Here is a 23,884-nt window from a genome sequence, read left to right as displayed (position 1 = left end):
TCCACCTGAGCTATCACAAGGGCTAAATGTCTCTGTAGTGAAGACTTTTTAACCTCTGCTAAAAAATACTTCATATTTTCAATTACTTATTTTTTTAAACATGCCCAATAGCGAAAGTCGGGTTAGAAAATAGAAATCTTATTTTCTTTTATAGCATTTATTAAATAAAATAATTTATTATAAGATAAATATTTTTATAGAAAATAAAAATTATAGGGGGTTTCGATTTAAAGAACTCAGATTAAATTGTGGAACTCTTAAGTGGCGTTTTATTTCTTATTAAAAACTTTTGGGTATTTGAAAGGACACTATTTTCTAAAAATTCTTGTTTTATATAGTAAAAGTCAGCAGCTATATCTTTTATTTTATCAGGTACTATCACAATGTTTTTTATACTATCTTCAAGAATCTCGTAACCATCAAATATTGCCTCAAAAAAACGATCTGGTGTGTTCCCATGTGAAAGTAGCAGATCAAAAAGAATCTTCCCTTGCACTTTATTTTTCTTCAGTTCTTTTTCAATATCCTCTTTTTGATCCATGGGGTTGATATAACAGGTTGAAAAAACAATGTAGGGGTATTGTTTAAAGTTCGTTTTTTTTATTTTATAATAATTTTTCATATTAGATAATTTTTGAATATGTTTCTTCAATAAGGGTCAATGTCTCATAAACAATCGCTTCAGCATCTTCTTTCTTATATAGAATGGGTGTCATCTCTATATGCCTATCCATGTGGAAATAAGGATGTCTTTTTGACTTCCAATAAGAATATGACTTTTCTATTACTTCGCATGTCTTGTCACAAGCAATATCTAATTTTGCGAAGTCTTGCAATTCATCAATTCTTGGCTTGAATAGGCACCCTAAACTACTTACAAATCTGACACTATTATCACTTCCTTTGTCTCTAAGTATTTGCTTGATATAACCTTCCAGCCCTTTTAAAACAGGGAAAACAAAAGAAGAATAATCCTCTAATTGAATATTCAGTTTTAATAGTGATAGTGAAGGCGTTATTACTTTAATTACCTTTTCCTCTAAATAAGGGTAGGCATTTGGCATTAATTGCACGAATTCATGGCGGATATCATTAACCTTTATATCAATATTATATTCCTCGGATTCTTTTTCGACGACTTCTTCTAGAGAAAGTGTTTCATAAAAAAACAATTTTACATCCACGTATAAACTTAGCGGTTTACCCTGAACAAGGACTGTTTTATTACTGTAATATGTAAGTGTTATTTCATCGCTAAACTGGCTTTTTATTTTTATAATTCTCTGATTTGTTCTGACATCGTCATTTACAACTTCAGCATTTCTGTCTTCACATAAAAAAGCCAGTAACTGGTCAAAATTTTCGTCCGGAACACTTTTAAAAGATAATTCAAAGTGTTTCTTTTCTGTTATTAAACATCTTCCAACAATAAATTCTAAGATCTCGATAGAAAGGACTGTATTTTTTCCAGCAGGGGTTAAAGTTGTTGTCCCATCGCCATTTAAGTAGATAATAAATTTAACTTCTTTGCCATTTTTCATAATAGTATAATGATAGCCATTGCCTTTTTGCTGAGGCTTTGGTTTTTCATCCAGGCCTGCGCATTCTTGAATGGTTCCATCAATTTTATTACGATCGAGATTCAGTTTTTTAAAATCCATTTTTTTCCAACTTCCCTTTTAGATTATTGAAAATAGAATACTATTTGATCACTTTTAAGCGGATCGGTTTTCTTTTATCTCCTTTATTAATATTGCTTTTTTTGTTTTTATATTTTTTTTCTTATCAAAGCTATTGGCAATACTATACTTAACTTTCAGCCCTGTGTTCAATGCTCTTATATTTCCCTTAAATTCACTAACCTCAAAATAGTAATCATTTTTATCATCGCCAGTAATAAATCCTGCTTTTCCATTTGGGAGAATTGTTTTTACTGTACCATTCATTAATGGCAGGTCTGAATATTTTTTTAAATCCCAAAATGATTTAAGCTGACTATATAATTCTTTCCTTTTTAAACTGCCAATATCTTGGATATCGCATTCTGAAATCATTCTATTCAAAGTTTCAGGGATTTTCCAACCTTTTTCTTCTCTAATTATTACAGCAAATGCTAAATGCTGCTTTGCAATATCGGGCTCTCCCATATCCTTCAATATTTGTGCCATGAAAAGAAAAAGCTCCCATTTGTTTTCATCCTTCCCATAATTCAATGCTGCTTCAACACAATACTTTAACGCCTTTTCTCTATCTCCCATCTCATAGCAAATTTGTGCCAATTCATACTGGATGAACCATTCTTTTTTTGCAATCAGGATACATTCCAGTTCAGTTAAAGCACTTTCTTTATCCCCTAACTTTGATTTCGCAAGCGCAACTCTTCGCTTTAACCAGATGTCGTTATTATAATGGAATTTATTGATTTCTTTAAGTGCTGCATTGCAAAGGTCTATACACTCCTGATAAACACCATAAATATACAAAGCTTTGGTTTTTACTGTATAATATTTTTCATGGTCTGATAGAATCTCTCTTTCTTTTTGTTCTTTATCTTTAAAAGAAAATGGGACATGGGATAAAGATTTTGGATCCAATCTATTCACCCATTGGAGAACATTATCTGCCGGATATGAAGCATTGTTCTTGGTTATGTAATCGATAACCTGAAATACAGTTTTAGTATAGGGTGAATACTGGCTTTGTTGAGTGAGTTCCAAGATTGCATTGGCAGCCTTATAGAAGCTCTTTTCATCCTTTTTAATATCTTCGTCACTCTTCTTTATTTCGGTATCATAAATACACCAGGCATATAGATCGTTACCTTTTTCAAATTTAGGGTGCTCCTTATATACCTCCCGGCAAATTTCCAGTGCCATTTCAGAATTACCGGTTTTACGAAGGCAGGTAGCATAACCCCATCCATCCCATTCATTACATACCTCTCTATGATCAAGCCATAACTCACCATAGAGAGATGCTGCCTCTGTATAGTTCTCAGTCTTTCTAAGTTCAGAAGCTCTTTTCCTTATTTCTGGAATATCGTTCATCATGATTTTAAATCCAGATCTTTTGTGTAAAATATTTAATTAAACGGATGAAACTAATTTTTATTACAGCATATAAAACAGTTTTATTTACAGATCCCCTCGAAAAGCACGCTGTGTTAATGATGTAAAGGAATTATCTATTAACTCTGAAGATGATAATAATTTCTTTTTTAATTTTTCAATTTTTTTAAAGATTTCCGAGAAATTATTCTGGGTATCTTTTGGTGGAACAGGCATTTGCAATTCGGACAATATCTTTAAGTTAATATTTTTTTGAGCGGATTCAGGCGCTTGATCTCTAAGTATCTTCTGAAAAAAACTTAGCCACATATGAATGTATTCAGTATTAACCATACTGTTTGGTGTAAATCCAACTACACTATCGGGAAAGCAAGCATCAAAAGTCATAATCGCTGTATCTGCTATATTCGCAGCAATTGTGATACACAATGTCCCTTTAGGCCAAAGCTTACTTTGTTTTAATCCCAATTCAGAATAGGTTCCTGAATAAGATTTAATATAATGGTTCGCATTGGCAATATCCCCAGTTTGAATTAGTGGATATGGTCCACCTAGTAATCTCGGATCATTTCTTGGTCTATGTTTTGACTTGCCTCTTGCTAGCGTTCCGAGATCTTCAAAAGCTTTTAAATCCCAATTATAAGGATTGTTGACTGGATCGCCGAACATATCAAGAAAGACTGATCTTAAAAAATCATCAGCAAGTTTTATTACCCTTTGGCGTTTTTGCCGGATGCTATTAGCTTTTTCAAGAATTCTTACAGTACGCTTCTGTTCAAATAGGGGGGGTATCAGAATTTTGTAATCTTCAAAATTTTGCATTCGAATATAGTTCGTAGCAGAACCATATTGGAAATTACTATTTTTTATTTTCCACTCTTTAATCAAATGATAATACACATACCTTGGTTCCACTTGTGAGTTAAATTTGTGTAAAACATATGTCCTTTGATAGGCTTCAAAATCACCATTACAATATAAAACTAATCCTACATTCGCTCCATTGCCGGGTAGTATTATACCTTCACCGCTAAATGAAAATGTATCTGATTTTAGTGGTATTTCAGCACAAGTAAAGAAAGGATACTTCCCATTTATAGAGGCATGATTAGCATCTCTTTTGCCTGTAGACACTTCGCAAATATCGAGTAATGATTTTTGAGGATATTTCATCACAACATATTCTCCAACTCATCAATATCATGTATTATCTCATTCTCAAGTATTTTCATTCGACTAAGGATCTCTTTTGGTGGATCATATTGCTCCTCTTCATAGACTGTTTTCTTGTAACGGTTGATAGAAAGGTCATATTTGTTTTTTCTTATATCATCCACATTCACAAAGAAGTGCTTCTTTGTCCGGTCTATGTCCTTTTTTGGATCTTTGTTTCGCCATTTTTGCAACATATCAGGGAGGTCATTATCTTCTATGGGTATCCTTTTATCATCCAGAGAAAAGCCATCGTCCTGCACATCATAGTAAAATACGTTGTCTGTCCTGCCGCCTTTAGTGAAGACAATAATTGCGGTTGATACTCCTGCGTAGGGTTTAAAAACTCCTGAGGGCAGAGATATTACCGCTTCGAGCTGGTTATCATCCACCAGGGTTTTTCTTATACTCTGGTGAGCCTTTGAGGAGCCGAACAAAACACCATCAGGTACAATTGTTGCTGACCTTCCACCCATCTTTAGCATCCGCAAGATGAGGGTCACAAAAAGGAGTTCTGTTTTTTTTGTTTTTACCTTGCTTAAAAGAGATGAATGTACATCCTCGTAATCAAGACTCCCCTTAAAGGGTGGATTTGCCAGGATTACTGAAAAATGGTCCTTGGCAAAATCAGGGTAACGATCCGGGAAACTGTTACTCAATGTATCCTGATAATGAATATCCGGGGAGTTTATTCCATGAAGTAACAGGTTCATTGATGCAATGCGTAGCATTGTTGCATCAAAATCAAAACCCTTAAACATGTTTTTCTGAATATGATCATGGTATGGCACCAGTTTATCACCGGTATAGTGCACGTTACCATCCTCATCTTTAATTACAGCCTCCTGAGAGGTGTACTTTTCTGTGAGATATTCCATTGCAGAAATCAGAAACCCTGCAGTACCACATGCAGGATCTCCGACTATGTCTTCAGGAGTGATATCAAGAATCTCTACCATTTTTCTTATAATATGCCTTGGAGTGCGGAACTGCCCGTTTATACCGGCTGTTGTGAGTTTACTCAGGAGATATTCGTAAAGATCACCCTTTGTGTCACCTTCTGTAAGCGGGAGATTATTTATCATGTTTACCGCAGAAACAAGCAAGTTTGGTTTCTGGATCATGAGCTGTGCATCTTTCATGTATTCACTCAGGGAACCGCCGTTTAATACAACCTCCTTAAAATGGGGAAATACTTTGTCCCTAACATGAGCGAGCATACTTTCGGCTGGAGTCATTTTGTTAAAATGGGACCATCTCAGATCCTGCTTGTCTTCAGGAAAGATACGATTAAAAGGTTTTTGTGTGCGAATTGCCTTTTTCTCTTCTCTTGTTTCTCTTATATCCAGAAGCCTGGCAAACATAAGAAAGGATATCTGCTCAATGACCATTAGAGGGTTGGCAATTCCTCCGGTCCAGAATTCTGTCCATAATTTATCTATCTGGTTTCGTAATTCGCCTGTAATCATTTATGTAAAACTCCTTAAGCTTTTCAGTTAATACCATACGACCTTTCTCCCGGTATATATGCTTTAGGCTGAAAAGTACTGATTATATTTAAAAGTTTTTCCACCATGTTTTCATCATCAAATACACCATCAAGCCCATCCGTGTGAAGAGTTGTAAATGGTGGCTCATAAAGCTGCTCTATTTCGATGGAACCATATCTGCTTATGTGGTTTTTAAGTAGATTAAGAAAACTGATCTGCGAAGCCTTCAGTGAAGGATATGCAGAAATAAATTCAAGAAATCTTTCATTTACCGCATCCGCATCCATCCCTATAATGCCCCTTATTGCATAATCAAGTGGGCCCGCTGTTTCAAAAAATTCTTTTAGAACATCCTGTTCCACGCTCGGATTCCCTGTAAGCACAAGAGACGTTAATGCCGAAAGATCGGATTTTGTAACAGGTTTTCCGGCCTTTATCTTTTTAAGTGTTTCATTTTCATCAAAGAGCCTTAATGCCTCCATAACCTTTTGTCTGAATCCGGGCATATCTGAAAACCTGAATGTTGATGGTATCCGTCTGTATTCTTCATCTGTGTCAGAGATATCTATATGCTTGTGTGTCGCTGGTTCCCATGTCTGTTTTTCGGTATATTTCATGATTCCACGAAGTTCTTCCCGCACTTTTTCAAAGCCTATTACTGAAGGAGTATCCCAGAAGCTGTTGCCTTTTACCATATTAATAGTTGCAACCTTTTCCCGGACAGGGTTTAAGTGCATTTGCAGGCGGCTTACCCAGTCCAACATTTTATCCTTGAGGTCTGAAAACCTTCCTGATTTTCGTAATAGCTCTGCCTGGATTTCAGCTATAAGCAGATCAAAGCGGTATGCTTCTGTGTGACCATGTATATCTACCCACTTCATTAAGGGGGCGATCTCTCTTCTAAGACTCTGCTCTGTTGCAGGTGAGAATTGCTGGAGTATTTCCATTTTTGACATGGTACGTTTTTCACGCCATTTTTCTCTTACACTTATTGTATCTTCTGAAAGCATCTCTATGTCTTGCCGGATTAAAGGCACTATAAGGTTAAAGCCTTCTGTTTCACCATTATTCAAAGCGGTTCTACACAACCCAATACGTGCTTCAAACAATTGCTCCATAATGGATTTGCTTACAGAAGGTTCTGATTTTTTGTAATGTCTATCAAAAAAATTAAAGTTCCTCCAATGATCAAATATTCTGAAATTGGCCTTGTTAATACCGGGGCCAAAAAGATCAGAACACAGTCTTGTACCACGACCTATCATCTGCTCGAACTTGACCATAGACTTTACCGGTTTGGCAAAAACAAGGTTTACCACTTCAGGCACATCAATACCTGTATCCAGCATATCTACAGATATGGCTATCATAGGGTAGCTTTCTTTTGCAGCCTTGAAATCGTCTATGAGCTGCTCTGCACGCGTGTCATAATTGTCGATTATCCTGCAGAATCTGCCGCCATATTGCGGATATAACTCATTGAACACCTCTGCCAGCAGTACCGCATGATTATGGTTTCTGGCAAATATGATTGATTTACCGGGATGTTGTCCGGTTTCATCCCTGATTCCGTTCTCCATCAGATTCCTTATAATCATCCTGTTGGTATCCCGGTTGAATATCTGTTTATCTATCTGCTGGTTTTCAAAGTTAAACAGTTCTGGGTCTTCGCCATTTTCCTCAAGCTGCCTTATCTGCTCTTTTGTAAGCTCCTTGTACTTAATACCTTCCCTTAAAAATCTGGTTGTGTGCTCATAAACTTCAAACGGTACCAGATAGTTTTCTTCTATTGCGTTATCAAGGGAATAATAGGCTGTTGGTGTTCTATCCTCACAGTCGAACATTTTAAAGGTGTTTCTTGATATAAAATCCACAGGAGTGGCGGTGAGTCCGATTTGATAGCAGTCAAAGTAGCGGAACATATCTTGATAACGGTTATAGATGCTTCGGTGTGATTCATCTGCAATTATCAGGTCAAAAAAGCCGGTATCAAATTTATCATATATCCTCTTCATAGCCGGATAAGTGGCAAGATATATCCTTTTGTTCCGGTCATTAGCGGTATCTGCTGTAACCACAGTCATAGGTTCATTGAGAAACTCATTAAAAACATTTTTAGCTTGTTTCCTTAACTCCTTGCGGTCACATAAAAAAAGGACTCTCATTATCCAGTGGGCGCGATATAGCATCTCTGTAAGGGCTATTGCCACACGGGTTTTACCTGTGCCTGTAGCCTGAACAAGCAGAGCTTTTCTGCGCTTATTAGTATATTTTTCAGTAACTCTTTTGATTGCTTCTATCTGGTACATACGATCAACTATTTCTCTTTTGGGAGAAAAGAGGTTTAATGGGAGCCTGTTTTTTCTTTGATATAAAAGATTTTGAAGACTGTCTTTTGAATAATATCCATATAACTGCCTGGGAGGATAATTCTGAGCATCATCCCAGATAAAGATATCAAAGCCATTTGTATAGAATATTACAGGGTGCTGACCATACTGTTTTTCCAGCCCATCAGCATAGAGCCTGGCCTGTTCCTGTCCTATTTGTGCATTTTTCGATGTCTTTTTCGCCTCAATAACAGCCAGGGGCAAACCATTATCATCCCATAATACATAATCTGCATACCCCGTTCCGCTTGAGGTAGGCTGGTTGGAAACTTCTTCTTCCTGGGTAACTTCTTGTGTGTTTTCACCATTAGTACCAACATTCCATCCAGCAATAGCAAGCTCATTATCAATCAATCTCTTTCTAGTTGTTGCCTCATCAAATCCAAGCGCATCTGCAACCGCTGTCCCTTTGTTAAGGATGGCTTCAAGTTCTTCAACCTTCTTTTTAGTTGCACTTGCTTGAGACCATGCAGCTTCGAGGTGGTCTAGAAGCTCCTGCATCTCTAACTCTTTTGACGCAAGCTCCTCCTGAATTTTTCTTTTCTGCTCTTTCAGTTCTTCTGATTTTTTGTAAATATCAACCGGTTTTTCCGGTTGGATATAATCGGGGCAGTCGTTCTGTTTTCCGCCATTTATTATAAAAAACCAGCATCCAAGATAGAATGCATCTTTCAGAGTATCCAATAAATTAAAACGTGAACTTGTCTCTCCATGGGCGGCCTTGTTCCCTGCCAGCCGGATATTATGCAGGGCATTAAGAACTGCCTTTGGAACCGCATTTTTAAAATCATTGTTGGAAAGCAACCCGTGCAATGAAACAGGTTCAGGTAAAGTAATGCTATTTATTTCATAAAACCTATGGATCATTGTCTCTATAAATGAACGGAGTTTAACAAACGCACTTTCAGGGTCAGGCCAGGCATACCTCTCTGCAAAGCCACCAAGACTTGAGAGCTCGGGCCATCTATCACGAAGAAACTCAAAATTTATTGACTTCATAATAATTCCGTTCATATCCGGCTATATAGCAACTGCCGTGCCAGGTATCAAATTAGATTATGCTTCTGTAGCCAGTTGGTAAATGTCTGGTAGTTAGGTAACCCTACAAGCTGTGCTGCCTTTGTCTTATTACCATTGGCTTCATCCATGGCCTTTCTCAAATAATGCTGCGCAACTTTTCCCATTATTTCCGGAAGGTTAACACCATCCTTTATTGACATATTCAGTAGATCATCTCCACTCGAAAGAGATATCGGGATCATGGCTTCCTTAATATCCTCCTGGCTGATATTCTCTTCACCTGACCAGATTGCTGCCCTCATAATAGTATTTTGCAGCTCTCTGACATTTCCAGGCCAGGCATATTGAAGCATAAGGTTTTTAGCTCCGGCAGAAATTTTCTTATGTTTATACCCAGGTTCGTTTTCGCTTTCCTTATTTATCTGTTTAAGAAGGTAATCAATTATTAGGCTGACATCTCCACTTCGCTCTCTTAATGGCGGAATTTTAATGATCGCAACTGCGATTCTGTAAAACAAATCTTCCCTGAATCTTTTTTCTTTTATTTCGTGTAAAAGATCACGGTTGGTGGCAGATATTATTCTTGCATCAAATGAGATGGGTTTTGTGGAACCAACACGGTATATTTCTTTTTCCTGAAGGGCTCTTAAAAGTTTTACCTGGACATGAATAGGTAACTCACCAATCTCATCAAGGAAAAGTGTGCCACCCTGTGAAGCTTCAAAATATCCTATTCTTAATTTATCAGCCCCGGTGAAAGCCCCTTTCTCATGACCAAAGAGTTCTGTTTCAACCAGTTCATCAGGAATAGCTCCGCAGTTAACAGGAATAAATGGGCCTTCACTCCTTGCACTCGCTTGGTGAATTGCTCTGGCAAGAAGTTCTTTGCCAGTTCCGGATTCACCTTCTATGAGCACTGGTACTGAACGGGGAGCAACCCGCTGTGCTTTTAAAACAATCCGTTTCATTACTTGACTTCTATGTATCAGATGTGAGAACTCTGGGGCATCAGGTTGAAGTCCTTCAGCTAATTTTTCAAGCTGGTTATCCGGTTTTCGTAATAATTCAGGAATAAATTCTGCTGATATATCAAAGGGAATGGATGCTGTTTTTACTCCTTCCTGCTGTGAAGATTCTATTAGCTCCGCAGGAAAACGTGTTTTGGCAAGGATTATCCATACAGCAGCCATCGCCGGTGTGCCGGGGCTTAAGTGAAAAGATAAAGAAACATCTTTCCCCTTTCGTGTTTGAACGTCCTTGATAACCCTTGTTACAGCCTCATATATTTCTCCAAAATTTGTGGGGCTGGTTAAATTCTCTGTATGCAGGATTATCGGAGTTTGTGTAAATGATTTAAGCCATGAGATATATTTTTGTGTATCTTCTGAAGGAAGATCACTGATCAGATTAATCTCATCAAATTCTCTTGCCTGGATTGTCTGGCAGATAGGGCCATAACCATCCTTTCCTTCTCCTTTGGATGCCCTTATATCAGTAAATCCAATCCAGCTTGTTAATGTTTTGATCATGCATTGATTAATACAAAATATTTTATAGGAGTACAATGTTTTTTATATCGTTTTCACTATAGCAGGTAAAAAACATGATGTGTTTAACTTTCAAGAGGTATTAGAAAAATGCCGCATGATTGGATGTAAAAAACGGCGGGTTCCTTTTTACAATCTCCCTTATACCCGGGTCTTTTCTGAATTCATTATCAAGGAACGCCCTTACCTTTCCCCTGTCCCACCCCTTCGGGTGTTTAAAGCTTGAATAGAGAGAAAGGTCTCCTTCATAGAATTCACCTGTGGCGTATTTAACTGCATCAGGGCTGCTCACTGGCATATTAAATATAGCAAGGTTCATAAACCCTATATACTCATGATGATGCTTTACAAATTCCATTGTATGTTGCGCCTCTTCCATGCCTTCAGGGGGTGTCCCAAACAGGAAATAGAGATAGGTAGAGATGCCAGCATTCTTCAGGTTTTTAAGGGCAATGGATGCTGTTTCAAGATTCATCCCCTTATCCAGTGCATCAAGTACACCCTGATCCCCTGATTCTATGCCTATCTTGAGCATGGCACACCCTGACCGCTTTAACCCCATGCAGAATTCAGCGTCTTTAAAATGATCGGTTATGCGCACAAACCCGTACCACGGTGTATTGAGCGGGCGTTCTATTATACGTTTTAGCAGGGCAGGGCTGATGGCATTATCAAGTATGTGTACCATTGAGGGTTGGTGTTTAGCTATGAGCAACGAGAGATCATCCAGCACAGCATCAGGAGATATCGGCTTATAAGGATTCCCCTCTGCCCTTTCAGGGCAAAACCGGCACCGCTGCCACCAGCAGCCGCTTGAGGCGCTGTAGGGTAAAATAAACCCAGGGGAAAGATAATCATTTGCAGAAAAATGGTCATAGCTTGGCCTTACATGGGTTGAAGATATACCCATATTTAAAAGCCCACGTAGATAGCCCTCTCCGGGACCTGCCACCATCTCATCCACCAGCCCCTTAAAAGGGTTTCTCCAGCCAGGGCCTTTCATCCAAGAGGTAATAAGTCCACCACCCATTATGATCTTTACCCCTGGGTACTCTCTTTTTAAATATCCTGTTATGGCAAAGGCAGGGAGGGCCTGGCTCAGAAAATTAAGTGATATACCTATGAGGCCATCATCATGGGGGATAAATGCATCTTTAAAAAAGGGATAAAACGGGCTCTTTTCAGGTGTTTCTGCGGCCTGTAAAAGATCCATGCTTTTTACAGGGGATAGGTTTTTATCCTGGTAATCACCCAGATTAACCCTGATGCCTGGTGATTGAACAGACCTTTCCAGCAGGCGGTTAATATCCATCACTGCTCTTATGTATCTGTCTACGTTCCACTGTTTATTTTTTTTAAGATAATCAAGATGGGCATCAAGGTTTTTTTTTGCCCTTCGTGTCCATGTATCATCAGCATTCATCTCTACATGCATCGAACGCAGAATGATATCCAGATTGGCGTCAATCACAGTAACAGGGTAATCACCCATAACCCCTGCAAGCCTTGCAATACCCGCAGGGGGTTCGCAGGGCTTGGCAACTGGTGGATGAATGAGGAGCATTATTCCTTCACGGTCTTCACATGGTCAAGATCAAGACTGAAATGCTGTTTCAGTAAAAGCTGGAACTCACCATTTTTTAAACCTGTTTCAGATATATCACCATTTTTTACCACCTTGAAATGGGTATCTGTGAGGGTAATGCGACCCTCCCTGGTTGGCATGGTGCACATGCGCATCATCTTGAAGAATGAGCCGGGGAATGTTGCTGTAAAATGGTTGGACATTACAAAATCATCCGGGGAACATGCCTCCAGAGTAAATGCATAGAGGCTGTTAAAGGTATCCCCTCCCTTTTTCTGGAGCAGGTAACCGCCAAACCTTGTCTCCTTGATCACCCTGTATTCATGGGCAAACTGAATCTGCCCCCCCTCAATATCTAAATGCAGAGGTGCAATCAGGCCGTCATTACCAAACCCGACATCAGCGAGCCACCTTGTATTACCTGTTTCCACAAGGAGCACCTGGTGGGTCCTGGTGGTATAGTTCACACCGTCAATGGTGACCCTAGCAAGGAGATCAGTAACCTTAAAACCCATCTTTTTAAGGACAATGGAGAATATTCCATTCATCTCAAAGCAGTATCCGCCGCGCCGGTTAAGGACTATCTTATTATACAGAGAGAATTCATCAAGGAGCGGGGGCATGCTGTAAAAAACATCAAGGTTTTCAAATGGCACATTTAATGTGTGGCAGATATGAAGATCATGGAGTGTCTCTTCGGTTGCCTTTGTGCCGCCTGTGTAATTTATTCTTTCAAAGTATTTTTCCAGGTTTAATAATTCATTTGTCATCTTAATACTTAAATTCCTTTCAATCTTATATACAGTATTATGTCCATATTATTAGCCTATACCTTAAAATAATACAATCGGGTAATGCTATCTTTTACATGACGGAATAAATTAATTAAACCGGGAAAGATGTTGTTACTGAGATATCTACTAACCCAAGTAGGGGTGGACCTGCGTGTCCTCCCGGCATTTGATGATGTGAATCACTATCGCCGGGCAGGCACACAGGTGTCCCTACATTTATTAATCGTAATAACAGAGATCAATCGTTCTAAACCCCGCTATTCCGCAGGTACAACCGGCTCCCACTCTACCTTTGCTGCGCCAAGGAGTGTACCTGTGGCATAGGCGAGGTCAATAAGGGCTGTCTGATAATCTGTTAAAGCGGTAATCTCTGAACTCTGTGCCGCTGCAAGGTTGGTCTGTGCATCCATGACCTCCCTTGAGCTCACAAGCCCCAGTTCATACTGCCGTTTTTCCGCCCTGTACTGCTCATCCGACAGTATTGTGCTCTGCCTGCTTGCCAGTATGCTCTGCCATTTCGCCTCCACTTTATCTATCTTATTCAAGACATCGTTTTTGATCTCAGCCTCTTTACTCTCTTTTGAGGAAAGGTTTTTTGCACGCTGATAAATGGACTTCCTGAGTTCGCTTTTGGCCCTTTTATTGCCAATAGGTATATTCATACGTAAGCCGACCTGGTGGTCATGATAATCATTATCAGTAAGCATATCATATGAATCACTCCTGTCAGCCCCAAGTCCATCAATATTATACCTGTACTCAAATGACAGATCAGGAAGCGTCTGGTTGCGATTATACTCTATAGTCATGCTGTCCATTTCAAGCTGAAGCTCAAGCTCAAGGAGTTCCATGCGGTTTTCAAGGGCATTTTTTACCATATTATCTCTGTCAAGTTCATAACGCACAGGGTCAGGCAAAGAGGATGGGATCAGGACAGTCTTTGTCTCCATACCAAGCCCTTTTTTATTGAGCATGCGTTTAAGATCCCTCTCCCTTTCCCTGACCATATTTTCTGCATCTATAATTGCTGTGAGTTTATCTGCAAGATCTCTCTTGGTCCTTATTATCTCGATCCTGGGTTTTACGCCCACCTCAACAAAACGTTCTGTCTCCTCAAGTGTGGCCTTTGCAAGTTCATACTGCTGTTTTCTTACATCAAGCATCTTTCTTGCTGCATAAAGACCCCAGTAGGCCCTATCTGCATCGGCTATTATACGCATGGCACCAAGCTTTGTCCTCAGATCGTTCATGGAGCTGTTATACTGTGCAAGGCGGATAGAGTAAGTAAATGCCCTGCGGCCTGCATTTTTTAAAAGGGGTTGACTGATGGAGGCGCTGAGACCTGAATTATAGGAGGGGTTCAATGTTGCCCATGTTGAATTGGTCTTATTCAGGTTATCGGCCAGATCAAAGGAGACTGTTCCGCCTGTGCTTAAGGGGATATCTACACCAAGGTTGATACTTACCCTTTCACTGCTGGAGCCTACCAGAAGCGAATCTGTCGGGGTATTATCTTTAGAATAACTTGTGTTACCGGTAAAGGTGGCCTCAAACTTGCTTGCCTCTGCCTGTTTTACATTTTCTTTTTCAATAGTCGGGCTAATAAGCTGTACCCTCAGATCAAGATTATTCTCAAGTGTAAGGGCACGGCACTCCTCAAGCGAAAGTGTATACTCAGCCTTCTCAGGTTCTGCCATTTCCGGCTTCACAATCTCTTCTTCAGGTGCCTTTTTAAGCTCAATCACATCTATCTGCTGCACCTTTTCAGCAGGAATGACCATAATGGCAGGGGTTGAGTTTAACTCCTTGATCTTATCCACATATGTGCAGCCCCCGAACATGAACATGCAGGTTAAAAATGTAATAAATAAGGTTATCAATTTTTTAAACGACAATTTTTTAAACATTTGAACATACCTCCATGAGAACAAAATGATTCAAGTTATCAACAGATTTAAAATTAAACATTGGATGTTCAAAGTTGGACGTTCGATGTTCAACGTTCATCTTCAAACATCGAACATCCAACATCGAACTCTGAACTTCGAATGAAAATCAAAAACTTTAAATAAATCTTAATCCCTCAGCATCTTTTCCCTTCTTTCCACACGCAGGAAGGTGAGCAGTGTTATAACCACAATAAGAATTATAAAAAATATCCTGTTCTGAATTGCATAGGTAACCGCCTGTGCCTTTTCAGAAGGGCTCAATGCAAGGGGATTAAAAAATGGCGATATGCGGACTGAACTGGCCATAAACCCCAGTGCAAAAAAGACAATAGTCGCCATAGCCCCTGTTATCTCACTCCTGAAAAAGGCTGAAAGCCCCATACCCATGACAAGGTAAAACATAGCGGCCTGGAGCGCTCCATAGAATGTCCCTATTGAAACAGATACAAGAAAGATCATTGTAAATAGGGCAAGCAGCACCTCGCTGGCAAAGAGCAGGCAAAGGCAGGTTGCTATCTTGGCAAGCCATACACGGTGACACCCGCCGGGCACCGTGTAGGCAATCTCAAGTGTCCTGCTGTCTATCTCCCCTGCGATGATGCGTAGCCCCAGCCCCATTGCAACAACTGAGAGGGGCAAAGAGATAAGCATATGTGCGTCAGCAGGGTTAAATTTTGCTTCACTCCATCCGATCCCGACAAACAGCGCTTTCAAAACAGGCCAGATAAGGGGCAGAAATATGACTATCCAGAACCGCTTGCCTGCCATAAGGCGGCCCGAGTAGATCATTAGCTGGAGATAGGTTTTAAATTTGATCAGCATATATATAATCCTAAATAAAAAAACTGAACGTCGAACATCGAACTTTCAACTTCGAACTTTGAATGAAAAACAAAAACTTCAAAATGTCCTTTAAAAAATCGACTGTCCAACTTTGAACATTGAACCTTGAATTCCCTGTCCCATTCGACGTTGAGTGTTCAATGTTCGATGTTCAACATTCATCTTTTAAACTACCCTCTTCCTTCTCGTCCCCACAAGCTCCAGGTACCCATCCTGCAGATTGGGGGAAACAGCCTTTGCATCAGGGGCCGGGGACTCATGATAGAGTATCCTGATATGGTATAAACCATCGGCCTCTGGCACCTGATCCACCACAATGGCATTCTCCGGCAGCCTGTTTTCTTCGCCCTCCCTGATCTGCATCTCCCATGTCTTTCCATCAGCTACAGATGCGAGCAGGCCTGGCTCGCCATCAAAGAGCTTCTCTCCCTTTGAAAGCACAATAACCCTCTCACATGCCACTGCCACATCCTCAACAACATGGGTGGAAAAGAGCACTATTCTTGTCTCCGCCAGTCTGGACAGAAGATTGCGGAATCTTATACGCTCCTTGGGGTCAAGCCCCACTGTAGGTTCATCAACAATAATCACGGGTGGAAGCCTTAAAAGTGTGCGCGCAACCGCTACACGCTGGCGCATACCGCCTGAATAATCTCCGATCTGTTTATCCGCCTGTTCAGCGAGCCCCACCTCGGTAAGGAGGAAATTTACCCTTTCAATTATCTTATCCTTTTCATCTATCCTGTATAACAGGGCATAGTACTCGAGGTATTCCCTGCCTGTAAGGTTTTTAGGCAGGCCGAAATCCTGGGGCAGATACCCAACCCAGTTGGCGAGGTACCTCCTGATCTTTTTAAGTGGCACTCCACCGAGTGTTATTGCACCTGTAGTCGGCTCAAGTATGCCTGCTATTGCCCTTAAGAGTGTTGTTTTACCGGCCCCATTTGGGCCAAGTATACCTATCATGCCCCTTTCTACCCTGAAGTTAATGTTCTTAAGGGCCTGATGTTCATCCCTTGGCAGATCAAGACCAAAAATGAGCCTGCACATACTTCGCCAGAGGAGCTTCATCCGGTAGATAAAACCTGTTTCAAACCCTTTTTTCACCCTGCCAGAGGAAAGATCCTTTGCGGTCTTTCTGCCTGCCTGAATGAAAATAATCAGTAAGGCTATGAGCAGCATGGGGAATAGCGCCATGCGCGGGTGCTTACCAACAGACACAGGCGCAGCATAATAGAAAAGCCCGTTCAGCAAGAGGACACCCCAGGGGATAATGGTAGCGAGCATGTTTTCAATCCCGCCCGGTAACGCATTCCCCTTTTCATCACATCTGCCACGCAGTTTTCGTATCAGTGAGAGCAGCCTTATGAGTAAGACAGCCCCGGCAAATGAAAAGATGAGACGCCAGAAAATAGTGCTTAATGAAAAGGCAAGATATGACACCCCCATAAGAAGCACTATAACTGTTATCATTGGCTGGATAACATCATGAGGTAAAAATGGCTTTCCTCCGCGGTTAAGCACCTTTAAGGTAAAATGCTCCCCTGCCCTGATGGCCTTACCTATTGGTCCGGGCCTGCCATATATCTTGTGAATATATTTTACCTCCACCTCAACACCTTCAGAGGGTTGAGGCAGCTCAGGTTTGCGGAAGATGAGTACAAATATACCCAGGAACACCGATGCAATCAGTATGGTTGTGGTTATCTGCCATGTCATACTGGTTATCTGTTCAAAATATATAAGAGGCGTCATGACAATAGTTGTAGCACATATCCATGCTACAGTTATCCATGGCCCGAGCCTCCCGAATATCCTGTCTATCCGGCTTAAGAAGACAAACCCTATGGGGATAACCAGAAGAATGAGGAGACCTGAGGTGACAAGCCCCCCCATGATCACGACCGCGAAAGGTGGCCACATCTCATTCTCAGTGCCTGTAGAGATTGCAAGGGGCCAAAGGCCTGCTATGGTAGTGGCCGTTGTCATCAATACCGGCCTTGACCTTTCTCTCACCGCTGCGAGGGCCGCAGCCCCTGCTGACCAACCGCTTCCAAGCACCCTCGTCTGCATCCTGTCCACAAGAAGTATGGCAGGGTTTACCATGATCCCCATGAGCACAACAACGCCGGCGATAGCCATGGGGCTGAAGAGGGGCATTCCCGCAAAACAGAGCGCCCATATTGCCCCGATTATGGTAAGCGGGGCTGCAAGCATTACAAGGAGGGGCATTGTAAGGGATTCAAATGTAATGGCAAGTACCGCGAAGAGCAGAAGCGCTATAGGAATAAGGATACGCCTTGCCATGCTCGCTGTCTCGTTATTCTCAGAGGGGTCAATTATATAACCCTCAGGCACAGGCACAGACTCTATCATGCTCAGGATCTCATCATCCAGCGCCTCGCGGGCCGGCCCTGTGGATGGGGCGCCCGCCTTGAGTGAATACATTACCCTCATCTCCCGCCTCCCATTGCGGTGCTCTATCACATTCGGGGGAGGCATCTTTCGGGCATCAGATATGTACCCGAGTGTTATGACACCGGCAGAGGTATTTATCCTGAGCCCTTCCATCCTCTGGCTCAGGTTGACTGTCCCTGTTTTAGTGCTCCTGATGACAATCGGTATCTCTTTTCCCTCTGCCTCTATTGTGCCTGCGCTCATCTGTGTGCCTTCCCTGGAGAGCGCCAGCCTCAGCATGATAAATACCTGATCAGAGAAGAGCCCAAGGCTGTTCAGTATCCTGTGATCAGGGATTATGTGTATCTCATCCTGACCGGGTGTTGATGATATCTGCACCCCATGCTCCCCGATATCAGGGACTGACTCAAGACGCTCCTTTAATGCGACTGCAATATCCATCAGTTTTTTTGAGTCAGGGCCTGAAAGTACAACCTCCGATTGTCCCTGACCCATAAGTGTGGCAGCGCCGGAACCCTGCCTGCCCCTGCCCTGTCCGGCTGTGCTTTCTGACCTGACAGTAAATCCTTTGAGCCTGCTGGCAGCATTATTAATCTTACCTCTCACAAAGGGGGCTGTAAGCTCAGGGGGGCGCAACCCCTTTTCAACAAGCCTGATGGTAAGGGTGCTGTTTTTTTCCTGAATCATGCTCTCAACAGATTCAACCCCCTCTATCTTAAGGGCCACCTGTTCAAGAGAATAGATATCCCTGCTTATTGATTCAAGGGAATCCCCTGGAGGCACATCAATAGAGAGCTGTATCTCCTCCGCTTCCCTTGCCTCCTGGTTTCCTGTGCCTAAAGTGACCCAGGGCAGACCCACAATCACTGTAAATATTACCGCTGCTGCTATCATGGTGATCCATGCAGCAGGATTCCTCATGGAATTCTTTAAAAGCCCAGTAAAGAGGTCACGCCATCTGTCAGGCAGAGGAAGCCCTGCATAGAGCTCCCTGCGTTTTTTTACTCTTTTAAGCTGATCCATTGCAGCAGGCGCGGCAAATTTCCTGCTTAAAAGGGGGACAAGACCCGTTGCAACAAGGAGCGATGACCCCATGGGGATAAGTATGGCAGCGGCTAAAAACTTCATCACCCCCCTCAGCATGGCGCTCTCCACAAGAAAGAAAACGGGCAGGAATACAACTGCGTTTGTCGCTGTGGCAGCAAGTATGGCCTTGAAGGTTATCCGTATGCCATCTCCTGCGGCCCGGTCAGGGTCAACCCCCCTTTCAAGCCTCCGCTGAACCGCCTCATAGACAACAATGCTGTTATCAACAAGCATGCCCACGCCCACAGCAAGCCCGATAAGTGTTATAAGATTTAGCGTATATCCGCCTGTATAGAGAAAGGCCATGGAAGAGAGGAGGCTGACAGGCACTGCAACCGCCACGACTGTAAGCGCCCTGAACCTTTTTATATAAAGGAAGAGTATAACAAGGGAGATAATAAACCCGCTCAAAGCAAGTTTCTTTAAGCGGTCTATCTGCTTTTCAACTGTCTTTGCCGCATCAAACCCTGTTAAAAAATCAATGCCGTATGGCTGGAATTCCCTTTTAAGCTCTGCAAGACGCCCCCTTATATCTTTACCCAGAGCAACCAGATTTGCCCCCTCTTCCTTGAATACCAGGAGGGCCACGGATGGTTTGCTGTTTACACGGTATATGCTCTCATTTCTGCCTGTACCCTTTGAGACATCGGCTACATGGCGTATGAGCACCGCCCTTTCAGGATTTATCCTTAACTCACCCAGTTCATACACACCTCTGGGCCTGCCATCCAGTATAACAGGGGTTCGCATTGAACTATCTTCAAGCCCCCCCAGAAATTTTAGCCTCTGAACAGATCGTGAAAGGGTTGTTGACACCTCCTGTGGTGATATGCCCAGTGCAGAGCATTTATCAGGGTCAACCCTTATGGTTATCTCTTCAGGTGCGCCGCCCATCACAAAGACCCTGGCTACGCCATTTACCGCTGCAATGCGTGACTCTATATTCTCCTCGACAAAACTCCTCAGGCTGTCTGTATCATCACCGCCAATGACCTGTATGCTCATGACGATCCGGCTTATCATGGAAAAGTCCTGACCGCCGACGCTTATGTATGATCCCCTTGGCTGCTCCCTGTTAAGCTCCGCTGCTATACGCTGGAGATCAAGCTGCCTTATCTTAATGTTCGTGCCCGGCTTAAAATTAATATCCAGTGAGCCGTTTGACCCGCTGATTCTGCCGAATGTCTCCTTTATACCCTCAAGTGTGGAGGCCTTCTCCTGAAGGGGGATAAGGATTTCGCGCTCAACCACCTCAGGCTCGCTGTTCACCCTTCCGAATTCAATATGGATGCTGTCTCCCTCAATGTCAGGGATAAGCTCAACAGGGATCCTCAGCCACCCTATTATGCCCAGGAGCAGGATAGCGCAGAAAAACATGGCCGTGGCCACAGGCCTTTTTACAGGTATGCTATACCAGTTCATGCCCTGGCCCTTTTGATATGCAGTTTGTCGAGTACCAGATAGAGGCATGGTATTACAAAGAGGGAGGCGAGCGTGGAAGCGGCAATGCCCCCGATAATTGTAATGGCCATAGGGGCCCTGAGCTGGGCCGCTTCACCTATGCCCAGCGCAAGGGGAAGAAGGGCTAATATTGTGGTTGAGGATGTCATTATAACGGGTCTCAGCCTGATCGATGCAGCCCTAGCCAGAGCCGGTTTCCGTTCAAGACCCTCATTAACAAGCTGACGGGCTGTCTGAACCATAAGTATTGCATCATTCACAGCAATACCTGTGAGCACAATAAGCCCTAATGCCTCCATGATCCCTATGGGTCTTCCTCCCGGCACAAGGACAGCGGCAACCCCTATAAGTGCAAAGGGGATAGCGGAAAGCACTGTAAACGGGTGAAGAAAGGATTCAAAGGTGCCTGCCAGCACCATGAACACAAGAATAACAGCCATTATGCCTGCCCACTCGAGCTCGGAAAAGGTCTTGGCCCTCTCCTCCTCTTCTCCGATAAGCCTCATGCTTAAACCCGGGCCGGGCTCCATATTTTTAATAACCGAGTAGGCGGCATCCCTTGCCTGCGGATAATCCACCCCCTCCATGATCCTTGCGCTTACCATTGCGACCCTTTTCTGATCTCTCCTGAATATCTCAAGCGCACCCTCTGCCTTTACAAAATCAGCAATATCCCCGATGGTAAGCCTTTCACCCCTTGAGGTGGTAAATGGTATGGATTCAAGATCAAACCCTGCGCCATGTTCAACCCTCAAGACAACATCCCTCTCCTCATCACCAGTTGTCATCCTGGTCACTACCTTTCCATCAAGGGCAGCCTCTATCACCCGCGAAACCATCTCTATGTCAACCCCAAGGCCGTCACACAGGGTGCGGTTAAGTATTACATGAAGCTCAGGCGCGCCGCCCTCAAAGGATGAGCGGATATTCCAGAGCTCAGGCACTCTCTTTAAATTTTCAAGCACCTCCCCTGTGGCCCTCCTCAGCTCATCAACAGACTGGCCCGATATCTCAACCTGTATGGGCGGGCCGGTATTGCCAATCGCCCTTGCTATGGCCGATGTGCCCAGTTCCCATGTAACCTCCATATTATGAAGCCCCGACATCATGGGTGATGCGGCTCTAACCACCTGGCCTGCTGTCCTGCCATCTGTTCTGAGGTTTATGAGTATCCTGGCGCTGTTTTCTCCTGTCTGCTCTTCACGTATAAAATTTGCGTCATCAGGGAGTCTACCCACCTCGGAGAGTATTACCTTAAGGTCATCCCCTGCGGCCTTACGTATTATATCTTCCACAACAGATACCATATTTTTTGTAGCGGCCACCCTCTGCCCGGGAGCTCCTGTTATACGTATGGAAAACTGCCTTGGGTCTCCGGGCGCCATCAGCTCGCTTTTAAGCCCCGCAAGGGCAAATAGTGAGCCCGCCACAAGTAATATGCTGATAGTAAGCACAAGGTATGGCCGTTCAAGCAGGCGTGAGACAACAGATTCTATCTTTCCCTTTCCGGGGTTTACCTCCTTTGTGGCATCCTTTGGTAAAAACCATTTTGCCAGGGCCGGTATCAGAAAGACCGCCACCCCGAGGGATGAGACAAGAGAGACTATGACTGTAAAGGATATGCCGGATACAAGCCTTGCGGCAAGCCCCTTTATAAAAAGCACAGGCAGAAATACCACACAGGTGGTAAGGGTGCTGGAGACAATTGCCCCCGCAACAACCGCTGCCCCCTTTGAGGCGGCATCATAGGGGGTATCTCCTGCCTCCCTTCTTCGAAAGATACTCTCTATTACCACAATGGCATTATCCACAAGCATGCCTGCCCCAAGGGCCATGCCTCCGAGGGTCATAAGGTTAAGGCTGTGTCCGAAAAAATGCATTGCAAAGAGGGTTGCCATGAGAGAGACCGGCACTGCGGATGCCACTATCACGGTTGAACTGAATGACCTTAAAAAAAACCAGAGCACAATTACCGCAAGAAAGATACCGATAACAGCGGCGCTTTCAACATCATTTATCGCATCTTCAACCAGGGCGGCCTCATCACTGACCATGCTGAACTCCATGCCCTTAAGCTCCCTGTTCAGGTTTTTGAGGGCATCCTTCACATTGCGCGACACCTTTACTGTATTGGCCCCTGCCTCCTTGTATATTGAAAGGCTTATACCCTCTTTGCCATTTACAAGAACCAGGTCACGGATATCCCTGTCAGTAATCATGACCCTGCCGATATCACCGACCCTCACCGGTATGGGTTTTTCGCCTGCATCCCTGTCATACTTGATTACAACACGGGCAATATCATCCGTATTATTGAACCGGGACAAACCCCTTACAAGATATACAGTCTCTCCCTCTTCAAGGGTTCCCGCATTAATATCAATATTGGCTGACCTGATACGGCTTTCAAGCTCGGCCATTGTTATTGAGTGGGCCTCCATCAGGTAGCGGTCCACAACAATCCTTACCTCCTCCTCCCTGCCGCCGGTTACCCTTACCTCTGCCACCCCTTCGAGTTGCTCAAGGGCCGGAGCGACCATCCTTTCAGCTATCTTTTTCAGCTCTGTAAGACCGGGAAGCTCCCCCTTTGCCACAAGACCTATCGTGATGACCGGGAGTTCACGCGGGTCCTGCCTCCGTACAACCACCTCATCCACATCTTCATCCGATGAGATGGGGGTAATAGCCTTCTGGATATCCACAAGGGCCATATCCATATCCGCATCCCATTCAAATGTGACACGGGCAATGAGGTTTCCCGCCCTGGCTACCTGGTTTATTGACCTTATTCCCTTTACAGTAAAGAGCCTCTGCTCCACCTGTTTGCCATAGAGCCTCTCCATTTCTGTGGGGGGCCTGTCACCTGATTTTACAGAGACAAGTATGGTAGGGCTCTGGATATCAGGCAAAAGATCAAGGGGGAGACCTTTAAGTGATATCCATCCGAGCATGATAATGGCTGCCGCAACCACTGTTACAGCCACCGGACGCCTTGTTGCGAATCGTGCTAGAGCTAACATG

13 protein-coding genes are annotated in these 23,884 nt (G+C 43.1%); all 13 read right to left on the bottom strand.

Features of this window, described 5'->3' with window-relative positions; all coding sequences use genetic code 11:
* Positions 1-241: 241 nt before the first annotated feature.
* The 13 genes from GX654_03285 to GX654_03225 all read right to left on the bottom strand — a co-directional run bounded on the left by GX654_03285 (position 242) and on the right by GX654_03225 (position 23,883).
* The gene (locus GX654_03285) at positions 242-652 is read right to left on the bottom strand and encodes a type II toxin-antitoxin system RnlB family antitoxin (GenBank protein ID NLD35869.1); all 411 of its coding nucleotides are present in this window, start codon (positions 650-652) and stop codon (positions 242-244) included.
* Positions 624-1,661: a hypothetical protein gene (locus GX654_03280; GenBank protein ID NLD35868.1), complete on the bottom strand. Its 1,038-nt coding sequence runs from the start codon at positions 1,659-1,661 to the stop codon at positions 624-626. Before GX654_03280 ends, GX654_03285 begins: the two co-directional genes overlap by 29 nt.
* A gap of 54 nt (positions 1,662-1,715) precedes the next feature.
* Positions 1,716-3,050: a cold shock domain-containing protein gene (locus tag GX654_03275; protein ID NLD35867.1), complete on the bottom strand. Its 1,335-nt coding sequence runs from the start codon at positions 3,048-3,050 to the stop codon at positions 1,716-1,718.
* Between the two features lie 84 nt (positions 3,051-3,134).
* Positions 3,135-4,241: a restriction endonuclease subunit S gene (locus tag GX654_03270; protein NLD35866.1), complete on the bottom strand. Its 1,107-nt coding sequence runs from the start codon at positions 4,239-4,241 to the stop codon at positions 3,135-3,137.
* Positions 4,241-5,749 (bottom strand): N-6 DNA methylase, encoded by a 1,509-nt coding sequence (locus GX654_03265; protein ID NLD35865.1) that lies wholly within the window; start codon positions 5,747-5,749, stop codon positions 4,241-4,243. The genes GX654_03270 and GX654_03265 overlap by 1 nt, the downstream gene beginning before the upstream one ends.
* Before the next feature lie 23 nt (positions 5,750-5,772).
* Entirely contained in the window at positions 5,773-9,159 is a 3,387-nt protein-coding gene (locus GX654_03260; GenBank protein ID NLD35864.1) for a DEAD/DEAH box helicase family protein, read from the bottom strand.
* Between the two features lie 47 nt (positions 9,160-9,206).
* The gene (locus GX654_03255) at positions 9,207-10,709 is read right to left on the bottom strand and encodes a sigma 54-interacting transcriptional regulator (protein ID NLD35863.1); all 1,503 of its coding nucleotides are present in this window, start codon (positions 10,707-10,709) and stop codon (positions 9,207-9,209) included.
* Positions 10,710-10,809: 100 nt separating this feature from the next.
* A complete protein-coding gene (locus GX654_03250; GenBank protein ID NLD35862.1) occupies positions 10,810-12,291 on the bottom strand; it encodes a radical SAM protein in 1,482 nt (493 codons plus the stop codon).
* Positions 12,291-13,082 (bottom strand): arylamine N-acetyltransferase, encoded by a 792-nt coding sequence (locus GX654_03245; GenBank protein NLD35861.1) that lies wholly within the window; start codon positions 13,080-13,082, stop codon positions 12,291-12,293. The genes GX654_03250 and GX654_03245 overlap by 1 nt, the downstream gene beginning before the upstream one ends.
* A 281-nt stretch (positions 13,083-13,363) precedes the next feature.
* A complete protein-coding gene (locus GX654_03240; GenBank protein ID NLD35860.1) occupies positions 13,364-15,013 on the bottom strand; it encodes a TolC family protein in 1,650 nt (549 codons plus the stop codon).
* Positions 15,014-15,181: 168 nt separating this feature from the next.
* A complete protein-coding gene (locus GX654_03235) occupies positions 15,182-15,877 on the bottom strand; it encodes a hypothetical protein (GenBank protein ID NLD35859.1) in 696 nt (231 codons plus the stop codon).
* Positions 15,878-16,063: 186 nt separating this feature from the next.
* Positions 16,064-20,824 (bottom strand): ATP-binding cassette domain-containing protein, encoded by a 4,761-nt coding sequence (locus GX654_03230; protein NLD35858.1) that lies wholly within the window; start codon positions 20,822-20,824, stop codon positions 16,064-16,066.
* Positions 20,821-23,883: an efflux RND transporter permease subunit gene (locus GX654_03225; protein ID NLD35857.1), complete on the bottom strand. Its 3,063-nt coding sequence runs from the start codon at positions 23,881-23,883 to the stop codon at positions 20,821-20,823. The genes GX654_03230 and GX654_03225 overlap by 4 nt, the downstream gene beginning before the upstream one ends.
* Between the last annotated feature and the right edge of the window lies 1 nt (position 23,884).

The organism is Desulfatiglans sp., assembly GCA_012513605.1.
GTDB lineage: Bacteria > Desulfobacterota > DSM-4660 > Desulfatiglandales > HGW-15 > JAAZBV01.
This window is presented reverse-complemented; position numbering and strand designations above follow the sequence as displayed.